The 20,256-nt window shown below is 69.7% G+C and carries 7 protein-coding genes (1 of these 7 running past the window's edge); all 7 read left to right on the top strand.

The genetic code is table 11. From position 1 onward, the window contains the following. The first annotated feature begins 30 nt into the window (after positions 1-30). Positions 31-1,422, top strand: coding sequence for a type VII secretion integral membrane protein EccD (gene eccD, locus AC07FN_RS03850; RefSeq protein ID WP_478394218.1), 1,392 nt, complete (start codon positions 31-33; stop codon positions 1,420-1,422). 10 nt (positions 1,423-1,432) lie between these two features. Beyond that, positions 1,433-2,785, top strand: a complete 1,353-nt coding sequence (gene eccB / locus AC07FN_RS03845; RefSeq protein WP_478394217.1) for a type VII secretion protein EccB — start codon at positions 1,433-1,435, stop codon at positions 2,783-2,785. Between the two features lie 5 nt (positions 2,786-2,790). Next, complete coding sequence (locus tag AC07FN_RS03840; protein WP_478394216.1) at positions 2,791-5,481, top strand: hypothetical protein; 2,691 nt, start codon at positions 2,791-2,793, stop codon at positions 5,479-5,481. A gap of 64 nt (positions 5,482-5,545) precedes the next feature. Beyond that, complete coding sequence (locus tag AC07FN_RS03835; RefSeq protein WP_478394215.1) at positions 5,546-8,848, top strand: right-handed parallel beta-helix repeat-containing protein; 3,303 nt, start codon at positions 5,546-5,548, stop codon at positions 8,846-8,848. 111 nt (positions 8,849-8,959) lie between these two features. Next, a complete protein-coding gene (locus tag AC07FN_RS03830) occupies positions 8,960-9,370 on the top strand; it encodes a YbaB/EbfC family nucleoid-associated protein (RefSeq protein WP_358383367.1) in 411 nt (136 codons plus the stop codon). A gap of 111 nt (positions 9,371-9,481) precedes the next feature. After that, positions 9,482-10,519: a hypothetical protein gene (locus AC07FN_RS03825; protein ID WP_478394214.1), complete on the top strand. Its 1,038-nt coding sequence runs from the start codon at positions 9,482-9,484 to the stop codon at positions 10,517-10,519. 308 nt (positions 10,520-10,827) lie between these two features. Beyond that, a protein-coding gene (locus tag AC07FN_RS03820) for a DnaJ domain-containing protein (protein ID WP_478394213.1) crosses the window boundary here: on the top strand, positions 10,828-20,256 show its start. It continues 19,104 nt past the right edge of the window; 9,429 of the gene's 28,533 nt are visible here — the first part of the coding sequence; it begins with the start codon at positions 10,828-10,830; the stop codon falls past the right edge of the window.

Raw genomic sequence — 20,256 nt, 5'->3', positions numbered from 1 at the left:
ACGAAAGCTTCATCCCAGGAGGAATGGCTCATGACCAGAGCTGCTGAGCTGTGCAGGATCACGGTGTTCGGGCCCGACGGCAAGGCCGACCTCGCCGTGCCCGTCTCGACCACCGTGGCCGATCTCCTGCCGGTGCTGCTCAGCCACACCCGGAAGCAGCCGCAGGGCGGCGAGCAGGGGTCGTGGGTGTTGCAGCGGCTCGGCGGGGCGGCGCTGGATCCGTCGGGCACGCCGGAGACGCTGGACTGGCTGGAGGGCGAACAGCTGCACCTGCGGCCGGCCGACGATCCGCTGCCCGAGCTGGACTTCGACGACCTGGCCGACGGCATCGCGACCTCCGTCGGGCAGCGCAAGGACCGCTGGAAGCACGCACACGGCCGCGTCCTGTTCACCACCCTGTCGGCCGCGGTGGCCGCGGTGATCGGGCTGGTCCTGCTCGGTCCGGGACCGACGGAGCTGCACGCCGGCTTCGCGCTCGGGCTGGGCGTGGTCTTCGTGGCCGCCGCCGTGCCCGTCGCCAAGAAGCTCGACGACCTCGGGCTGACCAGGCTGACCGGGCTGGTGGGGTGCGCGTTCGCGGGGCTCGCCGGGCTGATCGCGGCCGACGGCGTGCCCGGCGCAGCGGCACCGACGCCCACGGGAATCGTGGTCGGCGCGGCTGGAGCGGCCGTCGCCGCCGCCATCCTGCTGGTGTTGCGGCGGTTCGCCGCCGACGGGATCCCGTACGCGCCGTTCATCACGATGCTGCTGGTGGCGGCGGCGGTGATCGGCGGTGTCTGGCTGGGCGCGGGATTCGGCCTGACGGTCGGCCAGGTCGCCGGGGTCCTGGCCACCGTGCTGTTCGGCGTGGTCGTCTTCGTGCCGAAGCTGACCATCCGGGCCGCTTACCTGCGCGGGCCGCAGCTGCCGCGCAACGCCGACGACCTCCAGCAGGACATCGATCCCGCGCCCGCCGCCGACGTGTTCGCCCGGACCGCGGCCGCGGACCGGTACATCAGCGTGGCGATGGTCGTCGCCGCCACCGTCTTCGTCGGGGCGTTCCCGTTCATCCTGGCCGAGCCGGGCTGGATCTCGTGGGCCATGGTGAGCCTGCTGGCCTGCGCGGTGCTGCTGCGCTCCCGCAACTTCCTCGGTGTCTGGCAACGGGTTTCGCTGGCCGCGGCGGGCACGTTCGGCCTGAGCCTGGTGGTCCTCCACTTCGCGCAGGAGTTCTCGCCGGGGTGGCGCACGGTCCTGCTGGTCGGGCTGCTGCTGGTGCTGTTCGCCTTGGTCAAGGCGACGCTGCGGCCCGAGACGCGGCGGATGCTGCCGATCTGGGGGCACCTGGCGAACATCTTCGACACCTGCACCGCGCTCGCGGTGGTTCCGCTGCTGCTCCAGCTGCTCGGCGTGTACGCCTGGGCGCGCGGACTGGCCGGGTGAGGGGCGGACCATGCAGACCCAGCGAGACCACGTGCACGCCCACCAGTTCCTGATGGGCCGGATGAGTTCCGCCCTGGTGCTCGGCGATCCCGCCAGCGCCGAGGTGCCCGCCCGGCGGGCCGCGGTCGGCATCTACATCGGACTGGTGCTGGCATTGCTGATCGCCGTCGGCTTCGGCATCTTCGGGTGGCTCGTCCCCGGTGGCAACAACTCCTGGCGGGCGCAGGGCGCGATCGTCGTGGAGAAGGAGACCGGCACCCGCTACGTCAACGTCGGCGGCGTGCTGCACCCGACGCTGAACTACGCCTCGGCGAAGCTGCTGCAGGGACCTAACGCAGGCGCCAAGGTGACGTTGCTTTCCCAGGCGTCCCTGGCGGACGCGCCGCGCGGCGCACCGCTGGGCATCCCGAACGCGCCGCAGATCTTGCCGGCGGCGCAGGACCTGGTCGGTTCGAACTGGCTGACCTGCCTGCCGAGCTCGGCCGGCGCCGTCGCGCCCGGCTCGCCGGAACTGACCCTGAACTTCGACCCCGGCGCTCCCGCCGCGCCGCTGCCCCCGGACCGGTACGTGCTCGTGCAGTCGCCGGAGGGCACGCAGTACGTGCTCTGGGGCGGCGCGAAGCACCAGGTGGCCGAGCCGACCGTGCCTATCGCGCTGGGCATGGCGGCCGCGGGGCCCGTACCGGCGCCGCAGCAATGGCTCGATGCACTCCCGGACGGCCCCGTGCTCGCGTCGGCCCAGATCGACGGCAGCGGCACCTCGGGGCCCTCCATCGGCGGCAAGGCGTACCGGGTGGGCCAGCTCTTCGAACAGCGCTCCGCGAACGGCGACGTGCAGACGTTCGTGCTTCGCCGCGAGGGCCTGGCGCCGATCAGCCGGACCGAGTTCATGCTGCTGGAAGTCGCTCCCGGCACACCGGAACCGGCCCGGATCGACCCGGCGGCCGTCGCCTCGGCGCCGCGCTCGGCCGACCGGTCGCTCCTCGGGAGGCTCCCCGACCTCAGCGGAGCCCGGTGGCAGGACCACGGCGCGGCCGCGATCTGCCTCCGGCAGGTTCCCGTCGGGCCGCGGATCGCCAGCGAGGTGGTCTTCGCGGATCCGGGCGCCGCCGCGGGCGGTGTCCACATGCGACCGGGAACCGGCGTGGTGGTGGCGGCGCTGCCGATCCCGCCCGGCCAGCGCGTTCCCGACCGCTACCTCATCACCGGCGACAGCAAGTACCTGCTGCCGGACGACGACTCGATGCGGGCGCTGGGTTACGCCGGGGTGCCGGTGTGGCCCATCGCGAACGATCTGCTCGCCACCGTGCCGAGCGGTCCGGCGCTGAGCCAGGCCGCGGTCGGCGCGACCAGGAAGGGATGAAAGTGATGGCCGCACGGTCCTCGTTGTCCCCGCTGAACCGGCGCCGCCGGGGCACGCCGGAGCTCGCGCTCGCCAGGCACACCGTCGGCAACGTGCTCGTGGTGTGCCCGGAGAAGAGGATGACCCCGGAGGCGCAGGCGCTGGCCATGTCCGTGGCCCCCGACGACGAGCACGAGATGGTGGTCGTCGACCTGCCCGTCGGCGTCCCGGTCTCGGCCTGGGATTCCGTCGCCGAGCTGCTGCCGCGGCGGCGCCGCGGGGTCCGGCTCATCCTCGGCGGCCGCCCCCGGGAGGCCACCGCCCTGACCGGCCAGTGGCTGTCGGAGCGCATCGGGCGCACCGTGGTGGCCCCGGACGGGGCGATCTTCCCGGGCGTGGGCGGGACGTTGTTCGTCCATTCCGGCAAGGGCAGCGGCTGGGTCCGGTTCCGGCCGGGCCGGCCGCCGGAGTGGGAGGCGAAGCGCTTTCCCCGGCCCTCCTGGGATTCCGGCGCCACCGACCCCCTGCCCACCAGCGCCGTCGGCATGGCCGACCCGATCCCGGGCGGGGTGTGGATCCACGCCGTCGCCCGCGACACCGAGTCGGGCGAGCACTGGTCGCGGTTGGTGAGCAGCATGCCCTGCCAACCGGACGTGCTCACCGTCGTGCTCGGTTGCCCGGGCACGCCGCCGCTCTCGCTCGACGACGTGAGCCGGTTCTGGCGGCAGCTCGACGGCCAGATCCGGGAGAAGGTCCGCTTCGTGCAGTACGGCCCCGTCCGGTTGCCGCAGGGCGGCACGCTCGGGCAGGCGCTCGCGGACCTGCTCGAAAGCCGGGTCGTCTGCTACACGGGAATGCCGGTCGGCTCGACGACGGCCCCGGACATCTACACGGTGTGCGCGGACGGCGGGCTCGGCTGGCACGCCTTCGCCCGCGAGGTCGGGTACCTGCCGAGGACGGACCCGGCGTTCCGGGAGACCCCCGCGCTGCTGTCGCACCGCGTCCCGGTCGGCGGGGTGGAACAGGTCGCACCGGCGGTCTACTGGTACACGCCCGACGCGGTGCTGGAGGTCGTGCAGTCCGGCTTGTGGGTGCGCCCGCCGGAGGGCGCGCAGAACGCGGCGGCGGTGCGCGCCGAGCCGTCGCGCGCCGACGTCAACATCCTGGCCTTCGACGCCACCGACGAGAAGCGCGCCGAGCGCATGCGGCTGCTCGCCCAGGACGTGCTGGCCCGGCTGGACCCCGCCACCCGGGTGCGGTGCCGGATCGTGCCCGCCTCGGAAGTGGGCCGGGCGGAGATCCGCATCGCCGGTCCCGCGCAGGGCGAGCTGGTCACCGAGGCAGAGCAGCCGTCCGGGCGGGCGGCCGGCAACTCGTCGGTGACCGACACCGTGCAGCTGCCCGTGGTGCTGGACCCGGTGCGCGCCGACACCGGCGGGCCCGCGGTCGTCGCGAGCCCGGTTGCCGAAATCCCGGTCGCCGGAACCCCGGTCGCCGAAATCCCGGCCGATGCCGGGATTTCCCTCGACACCGGGTCGCCGGTCGACGTCGTCGTGGCCGGTGCCGAGGTCCCGTCCGAGCCCGCACCCGCCACCACAGCGACCCCGCCGGAACCCGCGCCCGTCATCGCAGCGGCCGCGATCGAACCCGCACCCATCGCCGCAGCGGTCACGACCGAGCCGCGGCCCGAAACCGGCCCCGTCTCGGCGATGACGATCCGCCTCGAGAGCTCTCCGATCCCCACCGTCGGCGAACCGCCTGCGCCGCGACCGGCCGACACCACGCCGTCGGCTCCGGAGCCGCCCGCACCGAGCGCCACCCCTGCGCCGGAGCCGGCCCCCGAACCAGACCCCGAGCCGGTCAAGGCAGAAGAGGGCCGCCCGGAAGAGCCGGAGGAACCCGCCGAACCGCGACTCCAGCCCACTCCGAAACCCGCGGCGTCGGCGCTGGTGGCCGACCACGGTCTCACCGAGGAGCGCGCCTGGCTGCGCCGGACGCTGAGCCGCGATTTCGACACCATGTCTCACTCGACCTCCCGGATCCTCTCGGAACACCCCGGTTTCCAGGGCTCCGACGGCCGGTCGTCCGCCGACGTGCTGACCGATGCCGTCGCCGTGCGGCTGCACCTCTCGGAGCGCGGCGAGGCGATCGACCAGGCCCTGCGGACCGGCGAGAACGGGCCGCACGTGCCCTTCGCCCGCTGCGTGGTCTCCGGGCTGACCCGGCTGCCGTCCCACCGGGGCGCGACCACCTTCACGGCGTCGCCGACCCCGCAGCAGTGGCAGCTCTACGAGCAGCGGCGGCTCGTGACCGACTGGAGCTTCATCCACGCGCTGACCGAGCCCAGCCCGGACCAGCAGGGCGAGGTCGACGTTCTGGCGTGGTCGATGACGGCCCGCCGCACGAAGCTGCTCGAACCGGGTGGCGCCGACGAGGTCGACAACCGCGTCGTCTTCGTGCCCGGCACCAGCTTCAAGATCCTGGAAATGGCGGAACCGGGAGCCGACGGCACGCGGGGCCGGATTCTCCTCCGCGAGCTCGCGGAGTCCGAAGTGGACGAATCCGGGCGGGTGGCCGCGCGGGAGTCGCTGGACGAGCTGGCGATCACGTCCCTGCGGCGCTGCGTCGAACGCTGGTCGGCGGCCCAGCCCCGAGGCGTGGTGGGGGAGTCCGCCACCCGCCGGTTCGGCTGGATGCCGGGGCTGGTGCAGCGGTGATGACCGGGGAGAACGGCGATTTCGCGGGGAAGCATCGAGGGCGGCGGAGAGAGGATGACGGGCGATGAACCGTGAACTGCTGGTGGTGGGCGGAGATCGGGCGGGGGCGCACCCCACGATCGCCTCGGCCCTCGCGGCGGCCCCCGACGGGGCGATGATCAGCGTCCGCGCCGGCCGGTACGAGGAGAACCTCGTCGTGAACCGGATGGTCAGCATCGCCGCCGAGGACGGCGACGGCACGGTGGAGGTGCACGCCGCCGAGGGCAGCGCGCTGGTGGTCGACGCCGGCGGCGTCCAGCTCCGGGGCCTGCGGCTGGCCTGCGATGACGCCACCGTCGCGGCGGTGGACGTGCGGCACGGCGAGGTCGCCCTCGACGGCTGCTGGGTGGCGGGCTCGTCGTGGGCGGCCCTGCTGACCAGGGGAACGGGATCGCTGGCCATGCGCGGGTGCGAGGTGACCAACACCGGCGGCGCCGGGATCGTGATCACCTCCTCGTCGCCGAGCACCGTGGAGGACACGGTCGTGGCCGACGTGGCCTCGTCGGCCGCCGTCGTCGGCGAGGACGGTTCCCTGACGCTGCGCCGGATCGTGATCCAGCGACCGGTCGGCAACGGCATCTGCGTGAACGGGCGCGGCCGGTGCGTCATCGGCCAGGGCGTGATCACCGCCGCCGCGAAACCCGCGATCGTCGTGGAGCAGGAGGGCAGCCTCGACGTCAGCGACCTGACGGTGCAGGACGGCGCGAACGTCGATCTCTACTTCACCGGCGGTTCCTCGATCACCATCGCCGAGTCCACGTTCTCCGGCGCCGCGGTGCAGGCCGCGCACATCTCGGGCACCGCGCGGCCGGTGCTGCGCGGCTGCACCTTCACCGGCGCCGGGCGCAACGCGGTGCAGGTCACGGGGCAGGCGGCGGCCAGGCTCATCGAGTGCGTCCTGGCGGACTCCCCAGTGGGTCTCATCGTGGACGGCGAAGCGTCGCCCAGGTTCGAGAAGACCGCCGTGAGCGGGACGACCGAGGCGATCGCGCAGCTGTCCACTGCCGCGTCGGTGCACTTCTCCGGTTTCCGGGCCAACGCGACCGAAGGCGCCGGCCTGCTGGTCGACGGCGGCGTGGTCGAGTTCGACTATGCCTCGATCGAGACCGGCACCGCCACGGCGGTGGAGCTTTCCGGGACGGCGAAGGCGAAGCTCACCGACGTCACGATCAGCACCGGTTCCGAATCGGCCGTCGCGCTCACCGGCAACGGGCGCGCGGAGCTGACCTCGTCGATGCTGCGCGGCGGCGGGCTGGCGGTCGGTTCCGCCGAGGTCGTGATGCGGGACACCGAGATCGTCGACGTGCCCTCGGACGGCGTCCGGGTCGACCGGGGCGGCTCGATCATCGGCACCCGCTGCCGCATTCGCGGGGCGAGCGGGCACGGCATCCGCGTCGCCGACGGCGCCCGCGCGGAGCTGGCGGAGTGCGAACTGGTCGACAGCGGCGGGAACGGCGCGCACCTGGAGACCGCCGAACCGGTGCGGTTGAGCCAATGCGTGGTGAAGAACAGCGGCGGCATGGCGATCCGGCGGCCGTCTGACGACCGCCAGGTCGTGGTGGAGAACCTGGTGACCCAGTCCGCGAGCGCCTCGCCGCGGCCGACCGGGAACGACGGGCCGCAGCCGGAACCCGACGCCGTCGGGCAGGGCGATGCAAGCCTTCGCGAGGCGGGCGGCGCTGTGCTCGACGGCCCGCTCGCCGAGCTCGACTCGCTCATCGGCCTGGAAGGCGTCAAGCAGGAAGTGCGCGGGCTTATCAACCTGATCCGGATGTCGCAGGTGCGGCAGGAGATGGGCCTGCCGATGCCGCCGATGAGCCGGCACCTGGTGTTCGCCGGGCCGCCCGGCACCGGTAAGACGACGGTCGCGCGGCTCTACGGCGCGGTGCTCGGCGAGCTCGGCATCCTCTCCAGCGGCCACATGATCGAGGCCGCCCGCGCGGACCTCGTCGGGCAGTACATCGGGTCCACCGCCATCAAGACGACCGAGCTGGTGACCAAGGCGATCGGCGGGGTGCTGTTCATCGACGAGGCGTACACCCTGACCGCCAGCACCGGCGGCGTCGGCCCGGACTTCGGCCAGGAAGCCGTGGACGCGCTGATGAAGATGATGGAGGACCACCGCGACGAGCTGGTGGTGATCGTCGCCGGCTACTCCGAGCTGATGGAGAAGTTCCTCCAGTCCAACCCCGGTCTGGCCTCCCGGTTCACCCGGACCATCGAGTTCCCGAACTACAGCGTCGAAGAACTGGTCACGATCACGACCAACCTCTGCCGCAAGCACTACTACGAGCTCACCGACGACGCGGTCGAGGAGCTGACCGAGTACTTCACCCGGGTGCCCAAGGGCGAGACCTTCGGCAACGGCCGCGTCGCCCGCAAGCTCTTCGAGTCGATGATCAGCACCCAGGCGTCCCGGCTCGCCCAGAGCCCGCCCGCCAGGGACACCGACTTCAGCCGGCTGACGGCGGCGGACATCGCCCCGCAGAGCGCGATGCTGGAACAACTGCCGGCCGAGGAGACGGCATCCCCCGACGCCGCCACCGATCCCACCGAGGCGGTGCGGGCCAGCCGGGCGTGGCGGCGGATGTCCGACCTGATCGGGCTCGAAGGTCCGCGCCAGTCGGTCGCCGCGTTGCTCGTTTCGCTGTGCGAGCGCCGGAATCACCGCCGGGCCATCGGGCAGCACGGCAACGCGGTGCTGACCGGGCCGAGGGGCAGCGGCAGGCGGGAACTCGCCCGGCTCTACGCCCAGGGGCTTGCCGAGCTGGGGCTGGTCGGCATCGGCCAGGTGGTGCGCGCCTCGCTCACCGAGGACCTGCGCCCGGCGTGGCCGGGACAGGCGGAAACCTTGGTGCACAGGGCGTTCCAGGACGCGCAGGGCGGACTCCTCGTGGTGGACGTCGACGCGGACGGCGAGCCCCAGCCGGAGGAGGCGGAGGCGCTGCTGGTCGCATTGCGCTATCACGCCGCCGATCCGGTGGTGGTGCTGACCGGCACCCGCCCCGGTGTGGAGCGCCTGCTCGGGCGCGTGCCGCAGCTGCGCGACTCCTTCGGGGAGTGGTGGGAGATCGACGCGTACTCGGCGGCGGACCTGGCCGCCATCGCCGTCCGGCAGCTGCGCGAACGTGGCCACGAGGTGCCCGACGACGTGCGCGCCGCGATGCGCACGCACATCGAGGCGTCCGGGGAGACCACGGTGCACGGCGTTCACCGGCTCACCCGGCACCTGGCCAGGATGGCGGCTTCGCGCACGCTGGCCGCCGCCGACCTGGCGGGCCTGGCGCGGGTCGTGCCCGCGGTCGGTGGGCTGGCCTCGGTCGGCTGAGGTGGCGGTCCGGGCAGACCTCGTGCCCGGAGGACTCCTGGTCGGCCCGCGTCGACCAGGAGCGGCTTCTCATGCCGTTGACTTGATTCGGAAAGCTTTCAGGAGGCTCGAATGTCCGAAGTGGATCGTCGTAACGTGGAGATGTTGCGGGAGGAGTACGAACGCCAGGTCACCGGCCTCGCCGAGTCGCAGCGGCGGATCAGCGAGGCCTCGGCGACCGCGGTGTCCCCGCGCCGCGAGCTGTCGGTCACGGTCGGCCCGCAGGGCGTGATCACCGAGCTGAAGTTCCTGACCAGCGCGTACCGCCGGCTGGCGAAGAACGAGTTGTCGGAGCTGGTGATCCGCACGATCTCCGACGCACGGGACAAGCTGAACGACCAGCTCGCGGAGATCATGACGCCGATGATGCCTCCCGGGCTGGACGTGAAAGCCATGCTGAACGGGGAGATCAGCGCCGAGAAGCTGGCCCCGGACGAGTCCAAGCTGCCGCCGCTGCTCAGGGAGCGGCTGAACCGGCGCTGAGATCTGGCCGCCGCGCTTTCGCGGCCGTGCCACGGGTTTGCGGTTCGCGCGCCCCGGAGAAGCGGTAACGGGGCCGGATTCGACTACGGCGTGAGCGGAGGAATGAGGACCATGAACCAGTTCTGGGTGGATCCGGAGAACCTGAGCAAGAGCGGTGAGGGTTACGGAGCGGTGCAGGCGAGGTTGCAGTCGCTCCTGCAACGGGCCACTCCGCTCGGTGCCCGGTACAAGGATAGCTTCGGCGACGATGACGAGGGCCGGGAGTTCTTCCAGAACTTCGAAGACGGCCAGCGGGTGTTCCTCGACGGGATCGGTCGGCAGGCCAAATCGTTGCTCTACATCAGCGACGGCCTCTACGAGAACGGGAAGATGTACGGCGGTTCCCGGGACGAGGCCGACCAGCTGTCGCACAAGTTCAAGACCGCGGGAGAGAACGGTTCCGGCGATTCCCAGAAGCCGACGGGTCACAACGTTCCTGCGCAGAAGGATGTTCCGCTGCAGGGGTCGACGGTCAACGTGCCCGTGAAGTCGACGGGCCATAACGTTCCTGCGCAGAAGGTCCCGCTGGAGAAGACGACCGGCCACGTAGCGGCCAGGAGCTCGAAGGCGCTGGCGCCGAACCGCGGTGTCGAGCCGAAGAAGCCTGTCGAAGGGGGAACGTTCGTGAAGTCGCAGCGTGCCGTTCCCGCCGGCGGGCACGCGAACGAGGGCCTCAAGCCGCAGCTGCCCGTTTCCGACCGCGGATACGTGCTGAACGGGCTCAAACCGGAGGACGTGGAGGTTCGCAAGCCGGGAATGACCTCCGCGATGAGGCTGCGCGCCCTGCGGGAGAGCGAGCAGCCCATGGTGTACGGCCACCCGCTGGGCGAGGGGCAGCGCATCGTCAGCGCCACCGAACTGTCGAACGGGGTGGTGCGGATCGGTGTCGACGGCTACTCCGACATCACTCCGCTGAACGGCCGCGATCTGACGCTCGACGACCCGAACAACCCGTCCGAGTCGAAGCCCTACCCGACCGAGGATGGGGAGCGGCACTTCCTGGTCACGGAGAAGCCCGGATCGCAGCAGCCCGGGAAGTCGTTCGACGAGCAGGTCTTCATGGAATTCCCGCGCGACGGGGAACCGGGCTTCTTCCGCTTCCGCAGGTAGCTGATAGCCGGGCGTGTGGTGGCGCGGTCGGTGGTGTGAGTCCGAATCGGATGGTGTGGTGAGCGATGGGTGAGATTCAGATTCCCGAGGATGGTCTCTGGGCGCCTATTTACTATTCGATGTACGGGTTCGTCGGTAACAAGCCGCCGTTGGTGAGGTCGAATGACATGTACGCGTTGTCCCGGGAGATGCGGGACAACGCGGATGTCTATGTGGACGCGACGGCGAATGTCAATTCGTTGGCGTCTGGTGTGCGGGCGAATCTTGAGGGTGAGACCGCGGCGGCGTTCGATGATCATGTTCGGGGGTTGACCGCTCCGGTTCAGGCGCAGGTGGCGGCGTTGCGGTACGCGGCGGACATGGTGGACAGGTTCGGGTTGAACGGGGAGGAGGCGGAGTACGACATCCTCCTCCAGCTGACGTTTTTCGCGTCCACGATTCTCGGGCTTTACCTGAGTGGGTTGTACGCGCTGGTTCCGGAGTGGATCGCGGCTGGGCGTGACGCCATTGGCAAGATCATCGCGGCGGCGAAGCAGCAGGCCGCGACGTTGTCCGGGCAGTTGCGGATGGCGTGGGAGCCTCTTGAGGAGTTCGTCCAGGAGACGTTCCAGGCATTTTTGCCGCAGGGGATCACGACGGCGAACGGTAACCGCAAGCACGGTTACGACGCGGACGACATGCTCTTGGAGGGCGCTGTCGGGGCCAAGGCGGCGTTCAACGCGATGATTTTGCATCGTCTGGCGAAGCTGAACAGGCACACGGACGATTTCGTGCGCAAGCCGGTCGGGGCGGGGCAGCTCGATGCGGCTGCGGAGTTGCCGGCGGAGGGGATCGTCATCACGGCGATCGGCGGCGATTTCGATGCGTTCGGTACCTATATCTCGAGTGTCTCGATGGGCACGATCGAGAAGGACGCGCAGATCAGGTCGCGTGCGTGGCAGAACAACCGCAACACGAACAACTCGCCGACCGGAGGGTCGGACAAGTCGCCGCCGCCTTCCTACGACCCGGACGGTAAGGGCCTGCCCGGTGGCGAGGACATCCCCGGCAGGGGGCCGGATTCGAAGGTGCCGCCGGTTGGGTCGGACTCCAAGGTCCCGCCGGTCGGGTCGGATTCGAAGGTGCCGCCGGTCGGGTCGGATTCGAAGGCACCCGCGGATTCTCCGGCGGGGAAGCCTTCCGATGTCCCGCCGCCTCCGTACTCGCCGCGTGGTGAGGCGCCGCCGTCCAATGAGGTGTGGGGGAACGAACAGCCTCCGCCCGCCTACCAGTCCCCGGCCGGGGAACCGCCGCCCGCGTACCAGCCTCCGGCCGCGGAGCAGCCCGCGGGTGTGTCGCCCGTGGGGTCTCCGCCTGCGGGCTCTCCGCCGCCTGGTTCGGCTCCGCCACCGGCGGGTTCTCGGCCCGGTTCGGCACCGCCACCGGCGGGTGTGTCACCTGTGGGTTCTCCGCCGCCTGCGTCGGTTCCGCCTGCGGGTTCGCCGCCGCCTGGTTCGGTTCCGCCGCCTGCGGGTGTTTCGCCGGTGGTGTCTCCGCCGCCTGCGTCGGTTCCGCCGCCTGCGGGCGTCGAAGCAGGGCCGGTTTTGGTGGAGCAACCGGCTGGGCAGCCGCCGGTTACCGGCGGGCCGCAGGATGTCGGCTCGAATCAGGGTTTGCCTGGTTTCGACACGACGACGCCACCGGGTAACGCGCCGCAGGGCGTGGATCCGGCGGTCGGTGACCAGAATCCCCAGTCCCAGCAACCGTCCGCCGAGCAGCCGCCGGTGCGGCACACGCCCGTCGAGCAGCCGCCCGCCCAGCAGCCGGGGGACGAGCAGTCGCCGAACCAGCAGTCGCCGGGACAGCAGTCGCCGGGACAGCAGTCGCCGAATCAGCAGTCCCCGAGTCAGCAGTCGCCCGGCCAGAACCTGGGGCAGCAGTCCCCGAATCAGCAGGTTCAGGGGCAGCAGTCGCCGGAGCAGTCGACGCCAGGCCAGCAGAACGCTGGTCAGCGCGGCCTCGATCAGAACACGGTGTCGCTCGAGCGCGACCAGCCGCGAGCGGACCAGCAGGAGCAGAGCGGAAACGGGGCCGCGCAGCTCCGCCCGACCGGCCAGCAGACCGGGCCGGGGCAACCCGCAGGGACGCCGAGCGCCACGTCCACGCCGTCCGGTCAGGCCGGCAACTCGCAGGCACCCTCGAACACCGTCGGCACGCCGAGTACCTCGTCCCAGGACGTGTCCCGGGACAAGTCCGGCCAGCCGACCGTGGGCGATCAGGACGGTCCGTCCCGGCTTGCGACGCAGCTTGCCTACGAAGCGCCAACAGGTGCGACGTCGACCGGGAACCAGCCCCTGACTCAGCGCGACGGGCCGTCCACTGTGTCCTCCGGTAGCGAGCCGAGGACGAGTTCGACCACGCCCGGCAGGGCCGGAACTCCGAAGAGCAGCAGTGAACCGGAACCGGTGGTGGCGCCGGCACAGCCGGTGGTGCCGGTGGAAGGCCCGCCCGTTGGTGAAGGTTTCGCCGATGTCCAGCGGCGTGCCCAGCCCGCCTTGACGCAGGACGTATTCGGCTACGAAGGGCCCAACGAGAACTCGGCGGCCGTCTTCGCGGGGGACACTGACGCGGCGTCCAGGTCGAACCAACAGGGCTCGGACCAGCAGACATCGAACCCGGCCAACCCGTACAACTCGCATCTGCTGAACGACCCGAGCATGGCCGTGCCACCGGACGCGGTGCGCACGGAGCGGGATTTCGCCAACGAGGATGCCGGGCGCGAGTTCCTGCGGAACAACACCGAATACGGGCACTACGTCCTGGAGACGAACCGGGCGACGCGGGAAAGCGGTGCGTCGGAGAACAACTGCGTGCCGTCCAACATGCAGTTGGCGAATTCCATCGAACACAAGAAGATGTTCACCGCGGGCCCGAGCGGGAAGTGGTCGCTCCAGGACATGGAGCGGAAGGCGGGCCGAAAGGCCATGGGCCCGTTCTACGACAAAGACCCGGTCACGCGGTTTCTGCTTTCCCCGGTCAACGACTACACCCAGGCATTGGTCACCCGGAAGACCGGTGACACCGGCCACGTCGTGCTCGCATCCGTCGACGAACACGGCACGGTCAACTACTTCGATGGGCAGAAGGGCAACTTCACCGAAGTTCTCCCGATCGATCCGAAGACCCCCTTCAAGGAACTGCATTCGGCCGACAACGGGATCAGGTTCATCCCGCTGCCGCATGACACGGTGTTGTCCGCGGACTTCGCCGCTCATAACAGCGAAACCGACTCCGCTTCCACCGAACGGCATGACAGCAGTCCGGAAGCCCGCCAGGACGGCAAGCAGGGCAAGGCCGTCTTCGGGGCCGACCGGAGCCATCGCCGGGACCGGTACCGACGGGATCGCGCCCGGGATCGATCGGGGCGTTCCGGCGGCCCCAGCATCCGGGGTACCGCGCGGAACGCGCACGCCGGAGAGCTGTCCGAGGCGTCGTCCGATTCGGGAGATGGCACACCGGCCGGATTCAGCTACGGCCATGTGTCGGACCTGGCGGAGCGGCTGGGGGACTTCCACGTCAGTGATGACACAGCTCAGTGGCGTGGCGACGATGGCGTGTCGGGGCTGGCGGAGCGCCTGAAAGACTTCCACGTCAGCCATCAGGACGGTCAGCGGCACAGCATCGGCGACGCCGCGGTCAACCAGCAGGTTTCTCCGGGGCGGCGGCGTTTCGATCCGCCGGAGGAGCGGCTGGCGCACTACCTCGCCGCTGTGGAAGGCGGTGAGCGCGAATCCATGCATGCGCGCCGGTCTGCGGCGCTTGCCGAGTTCGGCCGGCCCATCCCCAGTCCGAAGCTGGTCGACGTGGACGAGCAGACCGCCGACTACCGGCCGCACCCCACGAAACCGGAGAGCGAGGCCCCGGAGTCCGGCGGGCACTTCCACAACCTCTACGGGCGGGACGACGCGGGCAGTGTCGCGGTGATGATGGAGAACTACCGGGCCAAGGGGGAGAGGTACACCGCCAGCGATGCCTTCATCCACCAGTGGTCGCAGGCGGAGGCGCTGTTCAACGAGGTGACCAAGGCGAAGGAGATCGACAAGCGGGCTCCGAAGCTGTTCGGCAGGAAGACGAAACCCGAGGATGTTCCGGATCGGCTTCCGGAAACCATCTTCCGGCAGAACATCTCCGGCACGGCGGCCAAGGAAGTCTTCGGCAACCTGCTGGCCGGCCGGAACAGCGTGGACTTCGATGCCCACGATGATGTCTACGCCGAGGTCATGAAGACGGTGAACGGCAAGTCCACGAAGAACATCGTCGACACGTTCAACGAGTTGAAAGAGCTGCCCGACGACCAGAAGTTCCAGATCTCGGGTGGTGGTGTCAGGCGGGATGGCTCCGGCAACTTCCAGATGCGGTTCGACATCAGCAGGGTCCATGCCGGGACCGTCCGGCAATCTCCGCGCGGGGACAAGGCGCGGATTGTCCAGGACGACCACGCTCGGCGTGAGCCAAAGCGCAGAGGCGCGTCCGGACCCGCGGCGGGAGGCCGGCGCGCGGTTCGGCCGGCGCCGTCCACGGCGAACACGTCTGGGCATCCCACTGGGTTTGATGGTGCGGTGCCGGTGCAAGAGCATCAAGAGCTTCTCGAGCTCATGCGCGGGGTGAACAAGGATAATTTCGATGGCGATGTCGACGGCGATCTGGGGTATCGGACGAATTGTGCTGCGGCGGCGATTCAGTTCCTGAACCGGTTGGCGCATCCCGATCGGGCCAAGGAATTCGTGGCCGGGCCGAGTGGGGAGGTGCATCGGGATCGGGTCGAGGGTTCGGGTCTGAGGTATGTGGGCGAGTTCTCGGGAGCCGCCGATGTCGAGGAATATGTGTCACGCCTGGAGCGTGGCGCGTCCGGCATGGTGCTCGCGTATTACCCTGACGGTGGCCATTATTTCGCGGCTGTCAAGAAAGGTCGCCCCATTTTCCTGAATGCTCAGGAGGAGAGTCAGCAGTTCTGGGGTTCTCCGTCGAAGGTGGAGTTCTGGGAGGCTCCCCAGGGCGTGGTGCTGACACCGATGTACTCGCCGGTCGGCATGCGCTCGGCGGCCGAACGAATGGCGGCTGAAGAGTCCGAACCGGTTCCTGGCAGCTCGACGGTCAGGCAACCGTCCGGTTGGGGCGGTGGTTCGTCGCGTTACCGGGGCAGGGATGACGCAGGGCGCTCGGTCAAGTTCAAGAGTGGTGAAGTGGCGGTGAAGGGGATCGATGCAGGCGAGATGAAGCTGGTCTCCGCGCTGCCGGACACCGGTCATGCCAACGAGGTGAAGCGCTGGGTGCGAGGTGTCCGGGGCGCCACGTTCACCGTGGTGCGCACGTTGCCCGGCGAATCAGCGGCCAAGGCCGTGGAGAACAGCCCGGCTCGTAACGGCGAAGCGACCATCACATTCCAGGGTGCGGTGGTTCTGGCGGTCAACGCCCGGGGGGACGGCAGGTACGCGCTGCCCGTCCGCACCGATAGCGGGGAACTCCGGGTCTGGGTGGATGCGAAGACTGCCGCGCAGGCGCTCGTGGCCGAATCGAAGAGCATCCGCCGAGCCAACTCCGTGCTACTGCTGCTATCGGGACCCCATTCGCCCGATGCCCCGGTGAAACTCGCTCGTGAGCTGGCCGCTGCCGACCCTGAACTCTTGGTGAGCACCGGTGACGGCCTGATGGAACTGCGACACGGTGGACGCCTGGTCGTGCTGGACAACGGCGGAATGCTGACCTTCCGTGGCACCACCACGGACATCGCTTATGGCACGACCCGCTTCTCGCGGGCCGAGATCGACGAAATCAATCGACGGTCAACGGTTCGGCCGGAACCGGAGTTTCGGCCTCGCGCGGATTCCCGTCCGTACGATCGGCCTGCTCCCCAGCCCGCACCCCGGCCGGAACCGGAGTTTCGGCCTCGCGCGGATTCCCGTCCGTACGATCGGCCCGCACCCCGGCCCGCACCCCGGCCGGCTGCGCCCGAGTTGTACCCCGGACTGAATGATTCCAACCGTTCCGTCACTTTCGCTCGAGAGGATGCGAAGTTCGGCGCGCTGCGCGACGCGGACGGGCGGCGTGGTTTCGAGTTGCTGGCGGATCCGGCCACAAGGGCGGAGTTCCGCGATTGGGCCAAGGGCATCCGGGGCCCGATCCGCGTGGTGCGCACCATGCCCGGTGAATCGGTCGGCGAAGCAAGGCGCAGGAGCGGGACCCGGCCCAACAGCGAGATCGCAGACTCTCCCTTCGCGAACTCACTGGTCCTCGCGGTCAGTCCCGTCAGGCACGGCTTCATGATCCCGGTCGACCCCGACGGAGACACCACCGAGATCTGGGTCAGCGGAACCACGTTGGCGAACTTCCTCGCCGATTCCGAACGGGTCCAGGAAGCCATTCGGCTCCGGGGATTCGATTCGCTGTTGCTGCCGGTGCACGGTGCCTCGCAAGCAAGCGGCGTCAGGGCTCTGGCCGCTCGCTTGCACTGGCGTGGACTTCCGTTGCGGGTGTTCACCGCGGACACCGAGATGGGGCTGGCGTCTGGTGGACGCATCGGGGCCAGGGACAACGGAAATTGGCTGGGCTACTACAACCAGACGGTTCCGTCCTACACCGGCTCGGAGCAAGAAGTCCTGTCCTACTTCTGGGCGGAAGGCAGTTTCGCCACCGACGAACTGCGCGACGAGATTCGCCGGCGTGAAGCGGGCCACTCGGAGCCGCGCCCACGCCCGGACGCACCCGGTGCGCGACCGACCGCGTCTGGCTCGCGGCCGAGCACATCCGGTGCGCGACCGGCTCCGGAGAGCTCGCCGATGGACCCCTACAAGGTGCTGGATGTCGATCGTGATTGGCCGTTCCACCGGATTGAGCGGGCGGTCGACCGGCTGCGAATCGCGGATCTCTCGGACGCTAAACGGCAGCGGATCGAAGAGGCGTTCGCCAAGCTGACCGAGGAGTTCTACGGCGGCCGGAGCGAGGAGTCCTCCGGCGCGCAGCCGCGTCCCGAGTCGACCTCCCGGCCCACCGGTCAGCCGCCGAAGCCAGAACGGAAGTCGGAATCGAAGTCCAAGCCGAAGCCGAAGCCCTCCGGGCGGCCGGGACAGAAAGCGCCTCGCCCCGAGGCGGGGACGTCGCGGCCCGGCCCGGCCGGGTCGAGTTCTGAGCCGAAGCCATCGGGTCCGAGCGAGCAGGCCGGGTCTCGCCCGGGTGCGGAGTCGTCGGCTCAGCAGGCGGCGCCGGGAACCGGTCAGCAACCGGGACAGCAGGCCGGGCCGACGCAGTCGTTCGCGGTTCCGACGAAGTACTACGACGTGCTGGGTGTCGCTCAGGATGCGCAAGACACCGAGATCAAGAAGGCACACCGGAAGCTGGTCCTGGCGTGGCATCCGGACAAGAACAAGGCCGATAAGGCCCAAGCGAACTTCCAGATGGTCCAACAAGCCTACGAGGTCTTGTCAGATCCACAACAGCGGCAGAGGTACGACGACAAGCTCAAACTGGACGAGCTGCGGGCGAAGTACCAGCGGACGCGCCCGCAGTCGAATCCGTGGAGTTTCCCGGCGCCGGGGCCGAGCGATGGGGGTGTCCCGCGCCGCCCCACCGCCCCGGGGAGAAGCGGGGACTATCGCAGCGACGGCACGTCCCGCCGTCGCCGGCAAAGCCAGGGACCGAGTTGGTTCGGTTTCGGTGGTGCGTCGTCGGCGTCGGTGGGTGCGGCGTCGGTGCGGCCGGGTGTGGTGTCGGCGGAGTCGTTCGAGGGTGATCCGGCCGGCGAGGCAGCGTATGTGCGTGAGAATTTCGACGGTATGGAGGGGATCAACCGGGACAAGTATGTCGCGGGTGTTCCTGGGCATCGGACGAATTGCCAGCCGTCGTCGATTCAGGCGTTGAACCGGGAGATGCATCCGGGTCGGGCGAAGGAGTTCGTGGCCGGTCCGAGTGGTGTGGTGCATCGGGATGAGGTGCCGAAGACGGGTCTGCCGCCGATGGTGAAGCAGGACCGGGGTTATGACGATGTGACGGATTTCGTGGCGGGTAAGGACACCGATGGCGCGTATGGCTTGGTGTATGCGGAATTCGGCGATCGTGGTGGCCATTTCTTCACTGTGCACAAGCGCGGTGGGGATGTGGGGTTCTACGACGGGGAGTCGCATTCGCTTGTGCGGTTGGGTTCTCCGGTGGAGGTGTGGTTCTCGCCGGTGACCTCGAACGCGGTCCTGACGCCGGTGTACACACCGGTCCGTCTCGACGATGGACGCACGATCCCGCTGAGCGTGCACAGCCGCGACCTGGACCTGGACGCCTACGGGAACCCGGTGAATGAAAGCCGCTGGATGGTGCCCGATGGAGCGGAAGTCGAGCGGCTCGCCGAGGCGCGCAACCCCAACTCGCCGAACTACCGGCCGGGCTGGGACGAGCTGAGCCCGGCGCAGTCGTGGGCCCTGATGGCTGCGGAGCTGCGTGGCGAGCAGTTCAACCAGCGCGATCTCAACGAGGCCACCAACCGGATCCGCATGCTCAACAACTACGGCGCGAAATACCCGACCAGCAAGGCCGAACGAGCCGAGATCGCCGCCGCTGCGCACGAGAAGCTCAAGTCCTGGCCCATCGTCACGAACCTGTTCCCGAACCGGATGGTGCCAGACGGCAACGGCGGGCACGCCCCGCTGATGCGATTGCTCTCCGAAGGGCAGTCGATCCGGAACCTGTGGGAGACGGGTGTTTCGCAGGGATCCACCGACGTCAGCCGGCGTGCCAATGCGGAATGGCTGTTCGGCTATTCCTCGTCCTTCCAACGCGGCGACGGCACGACGGTCGCGGACCCGGCCGAGATGCCGCGCTACAGCGCGGTGATCCCGCCGCGCCGGACCGAGGGCTCTTCCATCCAGTACGGCACCGTCGTGTTGCACTGGAACAACGATGTCCGTGCCCGCAGCACGTTCACGCCCGGCGACTCGGTGGGCGCGGACGAGGACACGAACGCGGTCACCTACACCGACAACGAGCACCTGTACCCGTTGCTCGCCTACGGCGACGTGGAGCTGTTCCGGCACCTCGTGGCCGGAGCCACCGATTATTCCTACGACCCCAAGCTGAAGGACGCCCCGGGGCCGAGCACGCACAATTTCCTGGAAGCGCAGATCCACGGCCCGCTTTCCCTTTCCGTAGTGGACAAGGTGATGGTCAACTGGGGGCAGGTCGGGATCAGCGACGAGGACCAGCCCGTCTTGACCAGAGCCGGGGCCGAGCAGCTGGTCGCCGACCTGCGCTCCGCCCACCCGGACCTGAACGTCGAGCTGGGCAAGGAGATCGGGGAGCCCGGTCGCGCCGACCGGGCGGAGCAGAACCGGGTGCGCGACCTGTACGGCCTGGACGCAGGCAGGCATCTGGACGAGCAGGACCTGGCGGTGGCACGCGAGCTGGACCGGCTGGCGGGCGGTGGCCCGTTCGCCGGACACGCCAGCCGCCAGGACGTGATCCGGTTGTTGACAGGCGACGATGGCTCGCGCCCGGGCGAGGAGGCCCGGATGCTGCGCGACCTCTTCGACACCGCCAGGCAGGATGGCGTCGACTCGCTGGAGCTGGCCGGCCGCACCGACGCCGAGCGTTCGGATGTGTCGGGTGAAGACGGCATCGATGATTCCTGGACCGGCGGGGCCGGGGAGGAGTTCTCCCGCCCGGAGGGTGAGGAGCCGGAGGAGGCGGGCGACACCGTTTCCGGCGCCCGCAACGAC

Source organism: Saccharopolyspora sp. NPDC045941, from assembly GCF_056431445.1.
This window is presented reverse-complemented; position numbering and strand designations above follow the sequence as displayed.

Excerpts from the sequence above, each read along its gene's own strand:
- eccD (WP_478394218.1), top strand. The coding sequence starts at position 31 with ATGACCAGAGCTGCTGAGCTGTGCAGGATCACGGTGTTCGGGCCCGAC.
- eccB (WP_478394217.1), top strand. The coding sequence starts at position 1,433 with ATGCAGACCCAGCGAGACCACGTGCACGCCCACCAGTTCCTGATGGGC.
- AC07FN_RS03840 (WP_478394216.1), top strand. The coding sequence starts at position 2,791 with ATGGCCGCACGGTCCTCGTTGTCCCCGCTGAACCGGCGCCGCCGGGGC.
- AC07FN_RS03835 (WP_478394215.1), top strand. The coding sequence starts at position 5,546 with ATGAACCGTGAACTGCTGGTGGTGGGCGGAGATCGGGCGGGGGCGCAC.
- AC07FN_RS03830 (WP_358383367.1), top strand. The coding sequence starts at position 8,960 with ATGTCCGAAGTGGATCGTCGTAACGTGGAGATGTTGCGGGAGGAGTAC.
- AC07FN_RS03825 (WP_478394214.1), top strand. The coding sequence starts at position 9,482 with ATGAACCAGTTCTGGGTGGATCCGGAGAACCTGAGCAAGAGCGGTGAG.